Source organism: Actinomyces urogenitalis DSM 15434 (assembly GCF_000159035.1).
GTDB lineage: Bacteria > Actinomycetota > Actinomycetes > Actinomycetales > Actinomycetaceae > Actinomyces > Actinomyces urogenitalis.
Genome location: NZ_DS999574.1, coordinates 1,139,873 through 1,157,753 on the forward strand (window position 1 = coordinate 1,139,873; position 17,881 = coordinate 1,157,753).

Annotated in this window: 15 protein-coding genes; 7 read left to right on the plus strand and 8 right to left on the minus strand. The window is 69.1% G+C overall.

Annotation, left to right across the window (positions count from 1 at the left end):
- Positions 1 to 20 precede the first annotated feature (20 nt).
- Together HMPREF0058_RS11730 and HMPREF0058_RS04890 are read left to right on the plus strand one after the other, a co-directional pair.
- Positions 21 to 731, plus strand: coding sequence for a type II secretion system F family protein (locus tag HMPREF0058_RS11730; RefSeq protein WP_048684726.1), 711 nt, complete (start codon positions 21 to 23; stop codon positions 729 to 731).
- Positions 728 to 1,423, plus strand: coding sequence for a type II secretion system F family protein (locus HMPREF0058_RS04890; RefSeq protein WP_006548601.1), 696 nt, complete (start codon positions 728 to 730; stop codon positions 1,421 to 1,423). Before HMPREF0058_RS11730 ends, HMPREF0058_RS04890 begins: the two co-directional genes overlap by 4 nt.
- A 53-nt stretch (positions 1,424 to 1,476) precedes the next feature.
- Here the strand turns inward: HMPREF0058_RS04890 and HMPREF0058_RS04895 are convergent, their stop codons facing one another.
- Positions 1,477 to 1,818 (minus strand): CBU_0592 family membrane protein, encoded by a 342-nt coding sequence (locus HMPREF0058_RS04895; protein WP_006548602.1) that lies wholly within the window; start codon positions 1,816 to 1,818, stop codon positions 1,477 to 1,479.
- Positions 1,819 to 1,901: 83 nt separating this feature from the next.
- Between HMPREF0058_RS04895 and HMPREF0058_RS04900 the strand changes: the two genes are divergently transcribed.
- Together HMPREF0058_RS04900 and prfB are read left to right on the plus strand one after the other, a co-directional pair.
- The gene (locus HMPREF0058_RS04900) at positions 1,902 to 2,813 is read left to right on the plus strand and encodes a LysR family transcriptional regulator (RefSeq protein ID WP_006548603.1); all 912 of its coding nucleotides are present in this window, start codon (positions 1,902 to 1,904) and stop codon (positions 2,811 to 2,813) included.
- 57 nt (positions 2,814 to 2,870) lie between these two features.
- Positions 2,871 to 3,995, plus strand: coding sequence for a peptide chain release factor 2 (gene prfB / locus HMPREF0058_RS04905; protein WP_006548604.1), 1,125 nt, complete (start codon positions 2,871 to 2,873; stop codon positions 3,993 to 3,995).
- 190 nt (positions 3,996 to 4,185) lie between these two features.
- On the opposite strand, the gene ettA is transcribed toward prfB, so the two are convergent.
- The 3 genes from ettA to ptsP all read right to left on the minus strand — a co-directional run bounded on the left by ettA (position 4,186) and on the right by ptsP (position 8,799).
- Positions 4,186 to 5,868 (minus strand): energy-dependent translational throttle protein EttA, encoded by a 1,683-nt coding sequence (gene ettA / locus HMPREF0058_RS04910; protein WP_006548605.1) that lies wholly within the window; start codon positions 5,866 to 5,868, stop codon positions 4,186 to 4,188.
- A gap of 148 nt (positions 5,869 to 6,016) precedes the next feature.
- Positions 6,017 to 7,105 carry an acyl-CoA thioesterase gene (locus HMPREF0058_RS04915; RefSeq protein WP_006548606.1) on the minus strand — a complete coding sequence of 363 codons (1,089 nt, stop codon included), beginning with the start codon at positions 7,103 to 7,105 and terminating at the stop codon, positions 6,017 to 6,019.
- Complete coding sequence (gene ptsP, locus HMPREF0058_RS04920; protein WP_034234692.1) at positions 7,102 to 8,799, minus strand: phosphoenolpyruvate--protein phosphotransferase; 1,698 nt, start codon at positions 8,797 to 8,799, stop codon at positions 7,102 to 7,104. Before ptsP ends, HMPREF0058_RS04915 begins: the two co-directional genes overlap by 4 nt.
- A 152-nt stretch (positions 8,800 to 8,951) precedes the next feature.
- Between ptsP and HMPREF0058_RS04925 the strand changes: the two genes are divergently transcribed.
- Both HMPREF0058_RS04925 and malQ read left to right on the plus strand, forming a co-directional pair.
- Complete coding sequence (locus HMPREF0058_RS04925) at positions 8,952 to 9,182, plus strand: PTS sugar transporter subunit IIB (protein ID WP_006548608.1); 231 nt, start codon at positions 8,952 to 8,954, stop codon at positions 9,180 to 9,182.
- Between the two features lie 259 nt (positions 9,183 to 9,441).
- Entirely contained in the window at positions 9,442 to 11,598 is a 2,157-nt protein-coding gene (gene malQ / locus HMPREF0058_RS04930) for a 4-alpha-glucanotransferase (protein ID WP_006548609.1), read from the plus strand.
- Positions 11,599 to 11,715: 117 nt separating this feature from the next.
- Here the strand turns inward: malQ and HMPREF0058_RS04935 are convergent, their stop codons facing one another.
- From HMPREF0058_RS04935 to HMPREF0058_RS04945, 3 genes are all read right to left on the minus strand, one after another.
- Positions 11,716 to 12,171: a PTS sugar transporter subunit IIA gene (locus HMPREF0058_RS04935; protein WP_006548610.1), complete on the minus strand. Its 456-nt coding sequence runs from the start codon at positions 12,169 to 12,171 to the stop codon at positions 11,716 to 11,718.
- Positions 12,168 to 12,398, minus strand: a complete 231-nt coding sequence (locus HMPREF0058_RS04940) for a PTS sugar transporter subunit IIB (protein ID WP_006548611.1) — start codon at positions 12,396 to 12,398, stop codon at positions 12,168 to 12,170. The genes HMPREF0058_RS04935 and HMPREF0058_RS04940 overlap by 4 nt, the downstream gene beginning before the upstream one ends.
- Before the next feature lie 163 nt (positions 12,399 to 12,561).
- Positions 12,562 to 13,341 (minus strand): GntR family transcriptional regulator, encoded by a 780-nt coding sequence (locus HMPREF0058_RS04945; protein WP_006548612.1) that lies wholly within the window; start codon positions 13,339 to 13,341, stop codon positions 12,562 to 12,564.
- A 265-nt stretch (positions 13,342 to 13,606) separates the two neighbouring features.
- Between HMPREF0058_RS04945 and HMPREF0058_RS04950 the strand changes: the two genes are divergently transcribed.
- A complete protein-coding gene (locus HMPREF0058_RS04950; RefSeq protein ID WP_034234698.1) occupies positions 13,607 to 15,055 on the plus strand; it encodes a PTS transporter subunit EIIC in 1,449 nt (482 codons plus the stop codon).
- Positions 15,056 to 15,253: 198 nt separating this feature from the next.
- Here the strand turns inward: HMPREF0058_RS04950 and pepN are convergent, their stop codons facing one another.
- Positions 15,254 to 17,821 (minus strand): aminopeptidase N, encoded by a 2,568-nt coding sequence (gene pepN, locus HMPREF0058_RS04955; RefSeq protein WP_006548614.1) that lies wholly within the window; start codon positions 17,819 to 17,821, stop codon positions 15,254 to 15,256.
- Between the last annotated feature and the right edge of the window lie 60 nt (positions 17,822 to 17,881).

Below are 17,881 nucleotides of genomic sequence, written 5' to 3' on the forward strand. Positions count from 1 at the left end.
TTTCGCACTGGCTTGGGCAGGTGGCGGCCTCGCCGTCCACGCGTGCTGGCTGGGCGCTGGTGCTTGGGCTCGTCATGGGCGTGGGGGTGCAGGCTGCGGCGCTGCCATGGGCTGCGACGGCGGCGGTTTGCGTGGCCTCGATGGTGGTGGTCGTCCTGGCGCTGCGCCACGGTGTGGAGGTGCGCCGCAGACGTCAGGTGGAGAGCTGGCCTGAGGCTGTTGACCTGCTGGGTGCGGCCTTGAGTCAGGGAGTGGGCCTGCCGGAGGCCCTGTCCGGGCTCGCCGAGGCGGGACCGCCAGCCCTGCGCCCTGCATTTAGGGCCTTCGCGCTCAGCTACACCCTGTCCGGGATCCTCGACGAAGCACTGGATCGTCTCGATGGCGAGCTGGATGACTGGGTGGGGGAGCACCTCATGGCGCTGGTGCGACTGGCTCAGGAGACGGGCACGGCTGGGCTGGCGACGGCGTTGCATGAGCTCTCGGCGACGCTGCGGGTGGAGCGCGCCTCGCGCCGGTTGATGGTCAGCTCACTGGCCTGGGGTGCCCGTGGGTCCTGTCTCCTGGCGTTCGTGCCGTGGTTGGTCATCGGTGCCCTGCACTGTTCGGTGGTGCACCTCACGCCCCACGCCTCCAGTACGCGGCAGCTGCTGGCTGGGGCCTGCCTGTCAGGCGCGGCGGGGATCCTGGCCTGTGTGGCGGGTGGGTTGCCGCAGGGAGCGAGGAGGCCGTGATCTGGCTGGTGCTCGCCGTCCTGCTTCTGGCGGGAGTGGGCGCCTGGGGGTACTGGCGCGAGCGACGCCGCAACGTCCTGTTGCGCCGGACCTTGCCGTATCTCTCGCGTCCGCCGGTCCGGTCTCGCCAGTGGCGGCCGTGGCTCGTGGTGTCCGGGTGGGCGTGGGCTGCCACCGGCCCCATGGCGCGGGTCCTGGGGCTGCGTACCGGCCTGCCGGGATGGGTGCGAAGGCGGCAGATCGAGGCGAGCCTGCCTGAGGCGCTGGATGTCCTTGCCCTGGCTGTTGATACGGGGTGGCAGCCGGTGCAGGGTGCGGAACGTCTGATGGTCTCCACCTTCAATGCTGCGTTCGCGCACGAGCTGGCCGGGATCCTGCCTCCCGATGGGGCTCCGCTGATACCGGAGCTGGTGTCGAGGCTCGGCGCTGAGCCGGGAGCGTCGGCCCAGGTGCTACGGCTTCAGCGGGCCTTTGTCAGCGCGCCTGAAGGGGGAGAGGTCCTGTCCGGGCTCTTGCGTGCCCAGGCCGCAGACCTGCGTGAGCGGCGTCGTCAGCAGTTGGCGCGACGTGTTGGGTGCAGGCTGGCGTTCCAGGCGGCGCTGGTTCTCCTGATCCAGGTTCCCGTCATGGTGGTGGCGTTCGCGGTGCTGGTGCGCGCCCTCCTGGAACCAGGGTCCTGGTGGGCTGGGTGATTGGCGCGATGAGGTGACTGCGTGAGGGGAGGGAGAGGAGGGGCGGAGCTGCCTCAGGCCCGGCGGAGGCTGAGGTCGGCGTGGTCGCGGCGGTGCAGGCGTGCGCGCAGGTCCTGGCTGTGGTGGCGGGCCAGCTGAGCGATGTAGGCGCGCTTGACGGTCGCCAGGATGTTGACGCCGACGAAGACGTAGAAGACGTTGGCGATGGCGCTGGGCCAGGCCCCGGTGTGTGCGCAGTTGATGAGCAGCAGCACGGAGGCGGAGAGGTTGAGGGCCTGATACTTCAGGGAGTCTCCGGCGATGCGGCCCTTGGAGACCAGGAAGTAGGCGAGGAGGAACTCGGCGGCGCCGATCCATCCGCCGATGGCGATGAGGGTGGGAATCACGTCAGTCATGCAATGATCTTGTCCTGTCCTGGACTACAGTTCAATCTAAGGTATCTGCATCCGGCATGAAGAAAAGCTGAAGTAGGGCGCTCATGGATCTGTCTGCACACCGCCTGGCCCTCCTGCTGGCCGTCCACCGTGCCGGAGGCATCGTGGCTGCCGCAGAATCACAACGTTTGTCTCCTTCCGCCGTCAGTCAGCAAATCAAGCTGCTGGAGAAGGAGGTCGGAACGCATGTGCTCGATCGCACACCCTCCGGCTCGGTTCTGACGGAGGCGGGCCGCATCCTCGCCGACACGGCTGAGCGCATCGAGGATGAGCTGACCTCAGCGCGCCGGGAGCTTGCGGAGCTGGATGACTCCACCCCGACCGGGCGTGTGCGCATCGGGTCCTTTGCCACGGCGATCCGCGCGCTGCTGCTGCCCATGCTTGATCATGCGGCCGTCAGCCACCCGGGCCTGCACCTGACGATCGAGGAGACTGAGGAGCGCGCTGGTCTGGCGCGGCTGCGGCGCGGTGAGCTGGACCTGGTCCTGCTGGAGCGTGACGTGCACTCGTTGACGACGGCGCCGCGTGCCATGGCGGACGTGCCGCTGCTGGATGAGTCCTGGCTCATCGTGGTTCCGCCCGAGCAGCCGGCTCCCTCGACGCTCGCGGACCTGGTGCGGGCGACCTGGATCGACCTGGATCCCAACACGGCCGGTGCCGAGGCCTTGGTACGCCTGTCACGCCAGCTGGGCACGCCCCTGACCACGCACCACGTCGGCTACGACTACGACGTCGTCCTGGCGATGGTGAGCTTCGGACTGGGCTACGCCCTCCTGCCTGAGCTCGCAGTCGTCTCCGGGCAGGTTCCTGAGGGAGTGAGTGTGGTGCGTCTGCCTGGGCTGGGTACGCGTCAGCTCGTCGTGCGCCACCGAGCCACCCGCACGGACCCGAGCTCTGCGACCCGCGCGGTGCTTGACCTCCTGCTGGCTCAGGCGCAGGCGATGGAGCTGGGGTAGGCGGCGGCCGAGGTCCTGGAGGGCGAGGCGGGTGCGCCCTGCCGTAGACTCGCCTCCGTGGCCACTGACTTTCCTGCAGAAATCGAGCGACTCCGACACACTCACGCCTCCATCGAGGCGGTGACTGACCCGCAGGCGCTGCGTGCGCGCATCGCTGAGCTCAGCGAGCAGGCGGCTGCACCGGACCTGTGGGACGATCCTGACGCCGCTCAGGTGGTGACCTCGAACCTCTCTCACGCCCAGGCAGACCTCAAGCGTGTGGAGGACCTCGGCTCACGTATTGATGACCTGGAGGCCATGGTGGAGATGGCCGGTGAGGAAGAGGGGGACGACGCCGCCGAGCTGCTGGCGGAGGCAGAGTCGGACCTGGCCTCGATCTCCAAGGACCTGTCCGAGCTGGAGATCCGCACGCTGCTGAGCGGCGAGTACGACCAGCGCGACGCCGTCGTCACCATCCGCTCGGGCGCGGGCGGCGTGGACGCGGCGGACTTTGCCGAGATGCTGCTGCGCATGTACCTGCGCTGGGCTGAGCGCCACGGCTACGCCACCAAGGTGCTGGACACCTCCTACGCCGAGGAGGCGGGCTTGAAGTCGGTGACCTTCGAGGTTCACGCGCCCTACGCCTACGGCACGCTGAGCGTGGAGGGCGGTACCCACCGCCTGGTGCGCATCAGCCCCTTCGACAACCAGGGGCGTCGTCAGACCTCCTTCGCCGCCGTCGAGGTCATCCCGCTCATCGAGTCCACGGACCACATCGAGGTCCCTGAGACTGACATCCGTATTGACGTCTTCCGCTCCTCCGGCCCTGGCGGCCAGTCCGTCAACACCACCGACTCGGCCGTGCGCATCACGCACCTTCCCACCGGCCTCGTGGTCTCCATGCAGGACGAGAAGTCCCAGATCCAGAACCGCGCCGCCGCGATGCGCGTGCTGCAGTCGCGCCTGCTGCTGCTCAAGCAGCAGGAGGAGGACGCCAAGAAGAAGGAGCTGGCCGGGGACGTCAAGGCCTCATGGGGTGACCAGATGCGCTCCTACGTCCTCAACCCCTACCAGATGGTCAAGGACCTGCGCACCAGCTACGAGGTCGGTAACCCCGACTCGGTCTTCGACGGCGACATCGACGGCTTCATTGACGCCGGCATCCGTTGGCGCAAGCAGCAGGAGCAGGCCGAGGAGGACTGAGCCTGCCGGATCAGCCTTCCGCGGTTGCCCGCTCTGAGATGACGACGGCGCCGCCCACCTTCACTGTGGTGGGCGGCGCCGTCGTCATCACCGGCATCCCTTGGCCGGGTCGCGCGTGCTCGGCCTGCGGCCTGCAACGCGACTCAATCGCCTCGGATACTAGAGCAAGCCAAGCTCGGCATCCCTCGGCTCAATCGCGCGTGAGCTTCCTGTAGGTGACTCGGTGCGGGCGGGCGGCGTCGGCACCCAGGCGCGCGACCTTGTTCTCCTCGTAGGAGGCGAAGTTGCCCTCGAACCAGTACCAGGAGGCCGGGTTCTCCTCGGTCCCCTCCCAGGCCAGGATGTGGGTGGCCACGCGATCGAGGAACCAACGGTCGTGGGTGATGACCACGGCGCAGCCGGGGAACTCCAGCAGCGCGTTCTCCAGGCTGGACAGGGTCTCCACGTCCAGGTCGTTGGTGGGCTCGTCCAGGAGGATGAGGTTGCCGCCCTGCTTGAGGGTCAGCGCCAGGTTGAGGCGGTTGCGCTCACCACCGGAGAGCACCCCGGCCGGCTTCTGCTGGTCAGCGCCCTTGAAACCGAAGGAGGCCACGTAGGCACGCGAGGGCATCTCCACGTTGCCGACCTGGATGTAGTCCAGGCCGTCGGAGACGACCTCCCACAGGGTCTTCTTCGGGTCAATACCGGCGCGGTTCTGGTCCACGTAGGACAGCTTGACCGTCTGACCGATCTTGAGGTCCCCGCCGTCCAGCGGCTCCAGGCCCACGATGGTCTTGAACAGGGTGGTCTTACCCACGCCGTTGGGACCGACGATGCCCACGATGCCGTTGCGCGGCAGCGTGAAGGACAGGTCATCAATGAGCGTGCGCCCGTCGAAGCCCTTGGTGATGTGGCTGGCCTCAAGGACCACGTTGCCCAGGCGCGGACCCGGCGGGATCTGGATCTCCTCGAAGTCGAGCTTGCGCGTGCGCTCGGCCTCGGCAGCCATTTCCTCATAGCGGGCCAGACGGGCCTTGGACTTGGCCTGGCGCCCCTTGGCGGACGAGCGCACCCACTCCAGCTCCTCCTTGAGTCGCTTGGCGAGCTTGGCGTCCTTCTTGCCCTGGACCTCCAGGCGCTTCTCCTTGGTCTCCAGGTAGGTGGAGTAGTTGCCCTCGTAGGGGTAGAGGTGACCGCGGTCGACCTCCGCGATCCACTCGGCCACGTGGTCGAGGAAGTAGCGGTCGTGGGTGACGGCGATGACGGCACCCTTGTAGGTGGACAGGTGCTGCTCCAGCCACAGCACGCTCTCGGCGTCCAGGTGGTTGGTGGGCTCGTCCAGCAGCAGCAGGTCAGGTGCCTCCAGCAGCAGCTTGCACAGGGCCACGCGGCGGCGCTCACCACCGGACAGGTGCTTGACCTCGGCGTCCGGCGGCGGGCAGCGCAGGGCGTCCATGGCCTGCTCGAGCTGGGAGTCCAGGTCCCAGGCGTTCGCGGCGTCGATCTCGGTCTGGAGCTTGCCCATCTCCTCCATGAGAGCGTCGAAGTCCGCGTCAGGATCGGCCATCTGGGCGGAGATCTCGTTGAAGCGGTCCAGCTTGCCCTTGATCTCGGCCACGCCCTCCTCGACGTTGCCCAGCACCGTCTTGTCCTCGTTGAGCGGAGGCTCCTGCATGAGGATGCCGACCGTGTAGCCCGGGGTCAGACGAGCCTCGCCGTTGGAGGGCTGGTCCAAGCCGGCCATGATCTTGAGGATGGAGGACTTACCGGCGCCGTTGGGACCGACCATGCCGATCTTGGCGCCGGGCAGGAAGGACATGGAGACGTCGTCGAGGATGACCTTGTCTCCGTGGGCCTTGCGGGCCCGGATCATCTGGTAGATGTACTCAGCCACGGGGGAGGTACGCCTTTCGTGTGGTGGTAAGGGTCGAGTCGCCGGGGCTCCTCGCGCGCAGTCCGACGGCGCAGCGTGCCTGGCGTCCTCGGGTGCGGTTCCGGCGCCTAGCCTACGTGAGGCACGGCCTCGCCGTCGGCCGGCCGGCTCAGTGACTGGCGCCGGTGGTGCCTTCAGGGCCAGCGCCGTCGTCCATGCGGATCTCCCAGCGGCCGTGGCCTGCCTGGCCATGCGCCTGCTGACCAGGCGAGGGCGTGCGGATCATGCCCTCCTGGGCGATGGTCGAGACGAGCTGCCCGGCAGCGTTGAAGACCTCCGCCCTGGCCATGGCGCGCCCGCCCTGCGAGGTCGGGGAGTCCTGGACGAAGAGCAGCCAGTCATTGACATCGACGTCGCGGTGGAACCACTGGGCGTGGTCGAGCGTGGCCAGGCTCATCCCGGGGGTCTGCCAGCACAGCCCCTGGCTGCGTAGTGCGGGCTCCAGCATGATCTGGTCACACATATAGGCCAGCAGTGCCCGGTGCACGGTCTGGGACGCCTGGGCGGGTACGACGCCGCGGGCACGTGCCCACAGGTGCTGGCGCCCCACGCGCTCGGCGGCAGGACGCAGGTAGAGGTTTCCCTCCACGTGCCGCAGGTCGAAGGCAGCGGTGCGTCCCAGGAACTTGGCCACCGGGTGGTTGATGGTCCGGAAGATCTCCAGGGCGCTGCGCAGCTCCTCGGGCGCGGGGACCTGGGGCGCGTCCAGCTGGACCTCAGCGCCGGGCTGGGTCTCCTGGAAGGAGGTGATCATGGACAAGATCGCCTTGCCGTGCTGGAGGGCAGTGGCGCGCCGCTGGGTGAAGGAACGGCCGTCGCGCAGCCGCTCCACCTCGAAGCGGATCGCCTCGTCCGGCAGGCCGCCTCGCATGAAGGAGGCGTGGACGGAGTGAGGTAGCCGGGGCCCGTCCTCGTCCTCCACCACGGTGGCCGCCGCGGCGAGCAGCCCTTGGGCCACCACCTGGCCGCCATAGACCCGCCCCGACAGCTGGGGCAGGCTGTGACCGGAGAAGACGTCCCAGGGCTCATCCGTGGTGAGGGAGCCGGCCCTTGTCACGGGCGCGTCCTTGCCGCGGGGGACCGGGCTCAGCGCCAGGACGCGGGTGACCGAGCCCAGCGGCTCCTCCGACGCCGGTGGAACCGGGTAGGGCTGCGTGGCGGACTGGGCCTGGGGCGTGGGCCGCGTACCGGCCGTCACAGGCCCAGCTCCTCCAGGATCGGCAGCTCGGCACGGACGGCCTGACGGGCCTGCTCGGCCGTTGCAGCCGCCACGGCGAGGGAGGCGATGCGTTGGCACTCAGCCAGGGTGACCGACTTCAGCACGGCGTCCACGTCCGGCAGGGCGCGGGCCGTCATGGACAGGCTCGCAACCCCCAGGCCCACCAGGACGACGGCGAGCGCCGGGTCCGCGGCTGCCTCACCACACACGCCCACGGGGCGGCCGTGGGGCTCGGCTCCCTGGCAGGCGGTGGCGATCAGGCGCAGGACGGCGGGCTGCCAGGCGGTGGACAGGTCTGCCAGCGAGGACAGCAGCCGGTCGGCAGCCATGACGTACTGGGTGAGGTCGTTGGTGCCCACCGAGGCGAAGTCGGCGTGCTCGAACATCTTGTCCGCCATGAGGGCGGCCGAGGGGACCTCGATCATCATGCCGGCCGTCTTCAGCCCGTAGGAACGGGCCTTGTCCGTGAAGGCCTTGGCCTCCTCGACGGTGGAGATCATGGGAGCCATGACCCACACCTTCGCCTCCGTCAGGGCCTCAGCCTTGGCCAGGGCCTCCAGCTGGTGGTCGAGGACCTCGGGGTCGCGTCGGGTCGTGCGGTAGGCGCGCACGCCCAGTGCCGGGTTGGCCTCGGTGGCGTCGGTGAGGAAGGGCAGGGGCTTGTCCGCGCCCGCGTCCAGGGTGCGCACCACGACCTTCTTGCCAGGGAAGGCCTCCAGCACGCTGCGGTAGGCCTCGACCTGCGCGTCAACCGTGGGCTCCTCGGGCTGGTCCAGGAAGCAGAACTCGGTGCGGAACAGACCGATGCCCATCGCACCGGCCTCGGCAGCGGCACGGGCGCCGGCGCCGTCTCCGACGTTGGCGAGCAGCTGGACCTCATGGCCGTCCTTGGTGGCGCCGTCGCCCTTGAACTCGCGCACCCGGCTGGCCAGCTCTCGGGCGTGGTCGATCTCGGCCTGGCTGGGGGAGCGTGTGATCGTGCCCTTGGTGCCGTCAACCAGGATGGTCTCGCCCTCGATCAGGGCCTGGGTCACCTGGGCGCCGGTTCCCACGATCGCGGGGATGCCCAGCGCGCGGGCGAGGATGGCGGTGTGGGAGGTGGGGCCGCCCTCGGAAGTAATGAAGGCCACGACCTTCTCGGGGTCGAGCAGCGCGGTGTCGGCCGGAGCCAGGTCCTCGGCAACCAGGACAAAGTGCTCAGCCATCTGCGGGATGCCGGGCATGGGGGAGTCGGTGAGGACCGCGACGATGCGGTCGCGCACGTCAGCGACGTCGCGCGTGCGCTCAGCCATGTAGCCGCCCAGGGACTCCAGCATGTCTGAGAGCGTGCCCGCGGCCTCCCACACGGCGCGCTCAGGCACCAGGCGACGCTCACGGATGATCGCCTGGGCGGTGGAGGTCAGCGTCGGGTCGGCGGCCATCTGTGCCGTCATCTCCAGCAGGGTGCGCCCCTCGCCCTTGGCCTGGGCGGCTGAGGCCTCCAGGTTGCCCTTGACAGTCTGGGCCGCCTCAGCGACCCGGTCACACTCGTGCTCGGTGGGACGACTGGGGTCCAGGGTCTCGATGGCAGGCTCCTCGATACCGAGCGCCATGTGGGCGACGGGCCCGGCTACCAGGCCCGGGCTTACGCCGATTCCGGTTAGTGCGGTGGGGGTGGCGTCTGGCGTAGGCATAGGGGGTGCTCCTCAGCGGTACCGGAGAGGTGGACACTCTCATTGTGCCCCGGACGGGCGGTTACATGCGCCATTCCGCCCTCGGGTGAATGGGGAGAAGGCAGATCTGAGATAAAGTGAGAACGGACACTACGCAGTGGAAGGGGAACAGGATGAGCAGCGCTCAGCAGATCGTCGAGGGACTGGGTGGACGCGAGAACATCACGGACCTGGAGCCGTGTATCACGCGGCTGCGCGTCGAGGTCGTCGACCAGGACAAGGTTGATGAGGAGGCGCTGCGCGCGACCGGCGCCTTCGGTGTGGTGCGCTCGGGCCGAGTGGTGCAGGTCGTCGTCGGCCCGACGGCGGACGAGCTTGCCGCTGAGATCGCCGCGCTCGACTGAGCCGACCGGATGCGTTGACCACGGCGTGCGATGGCTGTTGCAAGTCAGGAGGACGCCGTGACACTCGAATCATCTTGGCGCCGCGCCACCTTCAGGGTTGGCGCGGCGCTAGAGTGTGTGAAACGCTTGCAGCAAGGTGCAAGGAACCCCTCCCGACGGTGCGCCGTGGCACCGACGAACCGCTCCTCGGGCGTTCCGGCTCCTTCACCCCGCTGGTCCACCTGCGCCGTCGGCGCCTGAGCACAAGGCAGTTCCTGTCATGACTGACGCTTCCCCCGCTTCTGCCCCCGCCTCCGAGCGGCTCCGACAGCTTGCCGAGGCCCACGGGGTGACGACCCGGCACTGGGACTTTCACGGCAACCCGGCCTCGCCGTCTCGCCAGACCCTCGTGGCGGTTCTCGCCGCGCTCGGGGTAGCCGCAGCCACGGACGAGGAGATCGAGGCCTCGCTGCGTGAGGCCGAGACCGCCCCCTGGCGTCAGGTCCTGCCGGCCACGGTGGTGGCTCGGGCCGGAGCCCAGACCCCCGTGGTCGTCCACCTGCCCGACGGCGCCCCGTTACGTGTCCAGGTCCGTCTGGAGGACGGCGGGGTGCGTGAGCTCAGTCAGGCCGATGACTGGACGCCGGCCCGCGAGGTTGACGGCGTCATGACCGGCCAGGCCACCGTCTTAGTCCCTGCGGACCTGCCGCTGGGGTGGCACGAGCTCGTGGCCGAGATCGGTCAGAGCTGGGCAGGACCGGCCCGCACCGCCACCGCGGCGCTGGCGGTCACGCCGGACCGCCTGGAGCTGCCCGCGGCGCTGGGAGGCCGGGGCTGGGGCGCGATGGCTCAACTCTACTCCACGCGTTCACGCGGTTCGTGGGGCGTCGGGGACCTCGATGACCTGACGGAGATGCTCAGCTTCCTGGGCGACGAGGGTGCTGACTTCCTGCTCATCAACCCGCTGCACGCCGCCGAGCCGACCGTGCCGATGACGCCCTCGCCCTACCTGCCGGTCACGCGTCGTTTCGTCAACCCGATCTACATCCGTCCCGAGAACATCCTGGAGGTTTCCCGGCTCTCCGGGCCACGGCGCTCGCTGGTCCAGTGGGCGGCCGAGGAGGTCCATCCCGCCAACCTGTCAGCCGCTCCGATCGACCGCGACGCCGCGTGGAAGGCCAAGAGCGAGGCGCTGGAGGTGATCTTCGCCGCCGGCCGCTCACGCGCGCGCCAGCGGGACTTCGAGCGCTTCCGCGCCGAGCAGGGGCAGGGGCTGGAGCGCTTTGCCCTGTGGAGCGCGCTGACGGAGAAGTACGGGCCGATGCGGCAGTGGCCCGAGCACCTGCGTGAGGCTGACTCCGCCTTCGTGGCCAACGAGGCGCGCACGCTGACCGAGCGCATCGACTTCTTCGCCTGGCTGCAGTGGATCGTGGACGAGCAGCTGTGCCGGGCCCAGGCGCAGGCCAAGGCCTCGGGGATGGCGCTGGGCGTCATGGAGGACCTGGCCGTGGGAGTCCACCCGCGCGGCGCGGACGTGTGGACCACGCCTCAGGCCTTTGCCTCTGGTATGGCTGTGGGGGCGCCCCCGGACATGTACAACCAGCTGGGGCAGAACTGGTCCCAGCCGCCATGGAGCGCGGTCTACCTGGCCGAGCACGCCTACCAGCCGTTGCGGGACATGGCCCGCACGGTGCTGCGCCACGCCGGTGCGCTGCGCGTGGACCACATCATCGGTCTGTTCCGCCTGTGGTGGATCCCTGAGGGGATGGGCGCTGACCAAGGCGCCTACGTGCGCTACGACCACGAGGCCATGGTCGGGATCGTCATGCTGGAGGCATACCGCGCGGGTGCCGTCATCATTGGCGAGGACCTGGGAACGGTGGAGCCGTGGGTGCGTGACTATCTGGCCAGCCGCGGGATCCTGGGCACGGCTGTGCTCTGGTTTGAGAACCAGGACGACGGCTGGCCCAAGCAGCCCGAGGCCTACCGGCACCTGTCTCTGGCGACCGTGACGACTCACGACCTGCCTCCCACGGCCGGCTACCTGGCTGACGAGCACGTGGCCCTGCGTGAGAGCCTTGGCCTGCTGACGGAGCCGGTGGACCAGGTCCGCGCTCAGGCACGCCTGGAGCGCGAGCGCATGCTCGCCCGCCTGCGGGAGCACGGCCTGCTGGGGGAGCAGCCCTCCGAGCGCGAGATCGTCGAGGCCCTGCACCGCTACGTCGCGCGCACGCCGGCGGCGCTCATCGCGGTGGCGCTGGTGGACGGGGTCGGGGACCGACGCGCCCAGAACCAGCCCGGGACGGACCAGGAGTACCCCAACTGGAAGCAGCCCTTGTGCGACGGCTCAGGCGACGTCGTGCTCGTGGACGACCTTCCTGCCAATGCGCGCCTGGCCAGTCTCTTGGCGACGGTCCGCCAGAGCCTGGGGCGCTGAACCTGGGCACTGATCCTGCGGCTGCCTGCGCCCGCCTGGGCGCAGGCAGGTCGACGCGAGGAGGCCCTCAGCCAGAAACGGTCTGGCTGAGGGCCTCCTGGCGCGAGTAGCTCGGGATCAGGCCCAGCTGAAGGCCTCGTCCCCGGCAGCGAGCTGCGTGCCGGCCTCTGTGAGCCTCAGCGCGCTGTCCTGAGCCTCCAGGGCGATGACGGGAACGATGGGGTTGAGGCCCTTGGCCTCGACCTCGGCGGGGTTCCAGGTCACCATCGGTGCTCCGGCCTCCACCTGGTCACCCTCGGTGGCGTGGAGGATGAATCCCTCGCCAGCCAGGCTCACGGTGTCCAGCCCGAGGTGGGTGAGCACTCCGCGTCCCGCAGAGTTGACGACGATAAAGGCGTGCGGGTGGACCTTGGCGACGGTGCCGCTGATGGGGGCGACCGCCGTGACCTCACCCTCGCGGGCGGGGTCGATGGCCAGTCCCGGGCCGACGAACTGCCCGGCGAAGACCGGGTCCGGCACGTCCTGGACCGCGACGACCTTCCCGGCCAGGGGAGCCAGGACGGACAGGCTCATCGCAGGTCCTCGATGTCCTCGGCGATGGTGTCAGCGTTGGGGCCGACGATGACCTGGACGGTGTCGCCCATGGTGACCACGCCGTGGGCGCCGGCCTCCTTGAGAGCGGCCTCGTCGATGACCGAGCCGTCCTCCAGCTCGCAGCGCAGACGGGTGATACAGGGCTCGATCTCGACGATGTTGTCGAATCCGCCGAGAGCGTCAACGATCTTCTGGGCCTGAGACATGGGGTCCTCCTGAGGTTGGTGCCACTAAGGGCAGATGCGGTGGACGGACAGGTTGGGCGCGGGCGCCGTCGCCCGGTACCGGACGAGTGGTCCATACCAGTTGTCATGGTACCGGCTGCCACGCGGTTGTCCAGTCCTGACTGTGACCAGCGCGGGCCGTGGCTTAGCGGGGCCGTGGGGCGATTGCAGCGCCCTCGGGCCGGCGACGCCGCGGGCCGGGGGCAGCCACCGGCACCCACAGGGTGTAACGGTCTGCCCGGTACAGGGACCGGGAGTAGTCCACCGCCAGGTGCTCGTGGAAGGTCCGGCGGGTGATGTCCAGGGCGGGGGAGCGCTCAGGCACGCCCAGCAGGGCCGCCTCCTCTGAGGTGATGGTGTGGCCCTCGATCACGTCCTCACCCCACTGGGGCGGTGTGCCGGCGCGGGTCAGCTCGTTGTAGACCGAGAAGGTCAGGGGCCCGGAGAGGAGGTCGGGGAGGATCGAGGCGGGGATCCAGTTCTCCTCGATCGCCATCGGGGCCGCGTCCGCCGTCAGCAGCCGGCGCAGGTGGTGGACCATCGCGCCAGGCTCCAGCTCCAGGGCCTTGGCGACCGATGCGGGGGCGGGCACCGTCTCCGCCGTGAGGAAGACGGCGCCTGGCTCCATCCCCCGGCGCTGCATCTCCTCACGAAAGGAGGTCAGGCGCAGCTGCAGGTCCATCTTGGGCGGGGCGACGAAGGTGCCCTTGCCCTGGTGGCGCTCCAGGACGCCGTCGGCCACGAGGGCGTCAACGGCCTGCCGTACGGTCATGCGGGAGACCGTGAAGGTCTCGCACAGCTCGCGCTCGGAGGGGATCGCGTCTCCGGGGCGCAGGCCGTCGGCGATGAGGGCGAGAAGGTGGTCGCGCACGACGACGTGCTTGGCTCGCGTCTTTGCGGAGCCGGGGGGCGTGAGGGGCAGCATAGGTGACTCGTGACGTGGAGGGACAGGGTGGACAAGACCATTGTGCCCCGATTCATGCCGCGCAGGTAAACTTCTGGCGCGGTAATTTTCCGAGTCCTTGGCGTGACGCGGAAAAACGCGGTACTTGACATGGGTGAGGTGGCGGGCTTTGCTGGTGCCACTGGTCCAGACCTGTGCGTCGCAGCCCAGCCGGACCATGGCTGCCCACCTGGGCAGCACCCACGCGGCACCGCTGCCGCTTCCCTCCCGAACACTGGAGAACAACGTGTCTGACAAGAAGAAGTCGGGCGGCGCCTTTGCCGTCGCCCAGCGGCTCGGGCGCTCTCTTATGCTCCCGATCGCGACGCTGCCTGCCGCAGGCCTCCTCCTGCGCCTGGGACAGGCCGACATGCTGGGAGCCGATGGGCTCGCCAAGCACCTGAGCTGGATGCAGCCGGTGGCGGACGTGCTGGCAGCGGCCGGTAACGCGGTCTTCAACAACCTCGCGCTCATCTTCGCCGTCGGCGTCGCCGTGGGCTTCGCCAAGAAGTCTGATGGCTCGACCGGTGTGGCCGGACTGTTCGGTTACCTGGTCTTCCAGGGCGTGCTGTGGGTGCTGGCCCCGCTGATCCTGGGCAAGCCGGCCGCTCCGACGGCCGACCAGCTGGACTGCCTGCACAACTTCGATCCGGCCGTTGACTCGATCGGCCAGGTGGGCCCCTGGAACCAGGGCGTGAGCGTGTGCGGTCTGGCCACCCAGCAGCCGATCAACTACGGCGTCCTCGGCGGTATCGTCATGGGTATCACCGCCGCCCTGCTGTGGCAGAAGTACTACCGCATCAAGCTGCCTGACTGGCTGGCCTTCTTCGGCGGGCGCCGCTTCGTTCCGATCGTCACCTCGGTGGCTGCCGTGGTCATCGCCCTGGTCATGGGCCTGATCTATCCCGCCTTCAACTGGCTCATCAACGAGCAGCTTGGTGGCTGGCTCATGACGGCCGGCACCGAGGGCGGCATCGGCGCCATGCTGGCGGCCTTCGTCTTCGGCACGGCCAACCGCCTGCTCATCCCCTTCGGCCTGCACCACCTGCTCAACTCCATTCCGTGGTTCCAGCTGGGTCAGTGCGAGACGGCTGACGGCGGAGTCGCTCACGGTGACCTCACCTGCTTCTTCTCCGGTGTCAACGGCTCCAACGCCTGGACCGGCTCCTTCATGACCGGCTTCTTCCCGATCATGATGTTCGCCCTGCCGGCCGCCGCCCTGGCCATCTGGCACACCGCCAAGCCGGCCAAGCGCAAGGCCACCGGTGCCCTCATGGTCTCGGTCGCCCTGACTGCCTTCATCACGGGTATCACCGAGCCCTTGGAGTACGCCTTCGCCTACGTGGCGTTCCCGATCTACGCGGTCCACGCCGTGCTCACGGGTACCTCGTTGGCCCTGGTCAACGCCCTGGGCATCAAGGACGGCTTCTCCTTCTCCGCCGGTGCGATCGACTACGTGCTGAACTTTGGCAAGTCGGCTGAGCTGTCCGGCGGCGCCGTGGGTGGCCCGCTCCTGCTGGTGGTCATCGGCCTGGTCTACGCCGTCATCTACTACTTCCTCTTCCGGTTCCTCATCACGAAGTTCGACTTCAAGACCCCGGGCCGCGAGGACGACGACGTCGACTCCTTCAAGGCTGCCCAGGCGGCTGCGGCTGAGTCGACCGGCAAGAACGCCGAGGCTGCGCGCAAGCGCTGAGCCACCGCCGCTCTCCTGCACGACGACGGCGCCGCTCTCCTTCCCCACGGAAGGCGGGCGGCGCCGTCGTTCATACACGCCTCAGGCAGGGCCTCCTGGCGTCTCAACCGTGGTTTCCTGTGCTGGACCGTCGGCTACGAGGCGCCGAGGGGCCGGTGGTGCACAGGAAACGACGATTGAGATGGTGCGCGGTGCGTATCAGCCCTGCAGCTCGCGAGCCTGGACCGCCACCACGCGGCGGGTGTCGTCCAGGTTCTCGCTCACGATGCGACGGAAGGCGTCCGGGGCGTCAGCGTGGGAGGCCAGCCACGCCTCCAGCGCCCCCACCGGGTCCACGCCCTCGAGCCCCACGGTGGCCACCGACCACAGCCGCGACAGGAGGTTCTCAGCCATGTGGAAGGTCCGCGAGGCCCAGATGGCGTCCGCCTCGCGCACGTACTCGCTCACGAAGGGCACGAGCAGCTCAGGGTGACGCTCGACGGCGGCAAAGCCCAGCAGGGTCTTGACCTGGGTCTCGTTGGGCATGGCGGAGCTCTCCACGAGCTCGCGCCAGGTCGCGGCCTTGGCCTCGGGCGTGGGCAGGGCCGCGCGGGCCTGGGCGGCGCGCTCACGGCCCGTGGTCGTACGGTCACGCTGCTCCTCGGCAGCGATCTCGGCCTCGCCGGCCTGGCCCGCCGCGACGAGGCCGATGAGCAGCTCCCAGCGCAGGTCCTGGTCCACCGTCAGGCCCTCAAGGACCTCGGAGCCGTCCAGCCACGCGGCCACCGTCGCGGTCTGCTCAGGCGTGACGGCGTGGGCGGCCACGGCGCGCACCAGCTGCAGCTGCTTGTCGCCGTCCGGCTCGGCAGCACGCGCCAGCCCCAGCAGCGACTGCGCGGCGCCGGGGGCCGCGGCCTTGCGGGAGGCTGGCGGCAGGTAGAAGGACAGGCAGGTCGTGATCCGCGCGAGCAGGCCCTGGACCACCGAGGAGTGGGTCTCGACCTCAAGCGCCTTCAGCGCCGCGGCAAGGTAGCGCGAGGCCGGCATCTCGGCGTCGCGCACCATGTCCCAGGCCGAGGCGAGCACGATCGAGCGGGGCAGGGAGTCGGTGAAGGACGCAATACCAGCCAGCCCGGCCTCCAGGGAGGCCTCGTCCAGGCGCACCTTGGCGTAGGTGAGGTCGTCGTCGTTGAGGACGAGCACGTCGGCACGAGTGGTACCAACCAGCTCGGAGACCTCGGTGCGAGCCCCCTCCACGTCCAGCTCCACGCGCCCGGTGCGAGCAAGCGCCCCGTCGGCCAGGCTGTAGCTGCCGATCGCCACCCGGTGCGGGCGCAGGCTCGCCGGAGAACCCTGCGGGATCTCCTGGAGGACGGCGGCGGAGGTGATGACGCCGTCGGCATCGGTGTCCAGCTCCATGCGCAGGGTGGTGACCCCGGCCTCCTGCAGCCAGACCTTGGTCCAGGCCCCCAGGTCACGCCCGGAGGTCTTCTCCAGCTCGGCCAGCAGGTCAGCCAGCGTGGCGTTGGAGTAGGCGTGGGCGGCCAGGTAGGAGGCGATGCCCTTGAAGAAGGCCTCGCGGCCCACGTAGGCCACCAGCGCCGTGAGCACCGAGGCGCCCTTGGCGTAGGTGATGCCGTCGAAGTTGACCTCGACGTCGTGCAGGTCCTTGATCTCAGCGGCGATGGGGTGGGTGGAGGAGAGCTGGTCCTGGTTGTAGGCCCAGGTCTTCTCCAGCGCCTGGAAGGTGGTCCAGGCATCGGTGAAGCGCGTGGTCTCCGCGGTGGCCAGGGTGGAGGTGTACTCGGCGAAGGACTCATTGAGCCACAGGTCGTTCCACCACTTCATCGTCACCATGTCCCCGAACCACATGTGGGCCAGCTCGTGGAGGATGGTGACGGCGCGGCGCTCGACGCGGGCCTCGACGGGCCGTGAGCGGAAGATGTAGTCGTCGCGGTGGGTCACGCAACCAGCGTTTTCCATCGCTCCTGCGTTGAACTCAGGTACGAAAACCTGGTCGTACTTGGTGAAGGCGTAGGGGGTGCCGAACAGCTCCTCGTAGAAGGCGAAGCCGCCCTTGGTGATGTCCAGGATCTCCTCGGCGTCCATGTACTGCGCCAGCGAGGCGCGGCAGTAGGTGCCCAGCGGGATCTCGCGGCCGTCAACGCTGGTGTAGGAGCCGGTCACTCCCTCATACGGGCCGGCCACGATCGCGGTGATGTAGGAGCTGATGCGCTCGGTGGGGGAGAAGGCGAAGACCTGCGTGCCCTCGTGGGCGCCCGAGGTGGGTGCGGGCGTGGGGGAGTTGGAGAAGACCGTCCAGCCGGCCGGGGCCGTGACGGTGAAGGTGAAGGAGGCCTTGAGGTCAGGCTGCTCGAAGACGGTGAAGACCCGGCGCGAGTCCGGCACCTCGAACTGGGAGTAGAGGTAGGTCTCGCCGTCAGCGGGGTCGGTGAAGCGGTGAAGGCCCTCGCCGGTGTGCATGTAAGCGCAGTCAGCGACGACCGTCAGCTCGTTGTCAGCCTTGAGGTCACCCAGGACGATCCGCGAGTCCACGTAGACCTCGGCCGGGTCCAGGTCCTTGCCGTTGAGCACGATCGAGTGGACGGTGGGGGCGATGAGGTCGATGAAGGTGGTGGCCCCGGGCGTCGCGCTGAAGCGCACGGTGGTGGCCGAGTGGAAGGTCTCCTCGCCGCGGGTCAGGTCCAGGGCGATGTCGTAGCTGGCGACTGAGAGGAGCTCGGCGCGCTTGGCCGCCTCCTCGCGGGTCAGGTTCTGACCGGGCATGGGGTCTCCTTCGTCTGGGTCTGCTGGTGGTGCGCGTCTTGTGACCGGCGCGCCCCGCCG

Coding starts and splice junctions, on each gene's coding strand:
- HMPREF0058_RS04935 (WP_006548610.1), bottom strand. CDS start 12,171: ATGAGCCTGTCCGTCCTGGCTCCCCTGGCCGGGAAGGTCGTCGCGGTC.
- pepN (WP_006548614.1), bottom strand. CDS start 17,821: ATGCCCGGTCAGAACCTGACCCGCGAGGAGGCGGCCAAGCGCGCCGAG.
- HMPREF0058_RS04895 (WP_006548602.1), bottom strand. CDS start 1,818: ATGACTGACGTGATTCCCACCCTCATCGCCATCGGCGGATGGATCGGC.
- HMPREF0058_RS04925 (WP_006548608.1), top strand. CDS start 8,952: ATGAGCAGCGCTCAGCAGATCGTCGAGGGACTGGGTGGACGCGAGAAC.
- HMPREF0058_RS04945 (WP_006548612.1), bottom strand. CDS start 13,341: ATGCTGCCCCTCACGCCCCCCGGCTCCGCAAAGACGCGAGCCAAGCAC.
- ptsP (WP_034234692.1), bottom strand. CDS start 8,799: ATGCCTACGCCAGACGCCACCCCCACCGCACTAACCGGAATCGGCGTA.
- malQ (WP_006548609.1), top strand. CDS start 9,442: ATGACTGACGCTTCCCCCGCTTCTGCCCCCGCCTCCGAGCGGCTCCGA.
- HMPREF0058_RS04940 (WP_006548611.1), bottom strand. CDS start 12,398: ATGTCTCAGGCCCAGAAGATCGTTGACGCTCTCGGCGGATTCGACAAC.
- HMPREF0058_RS04900 (WP_006548603.1), top strand. CDS start 1,902: ATGGATCTGTCTGCACACCGCCTGGCCCTCCTGCTGGCCGTCCACCGT.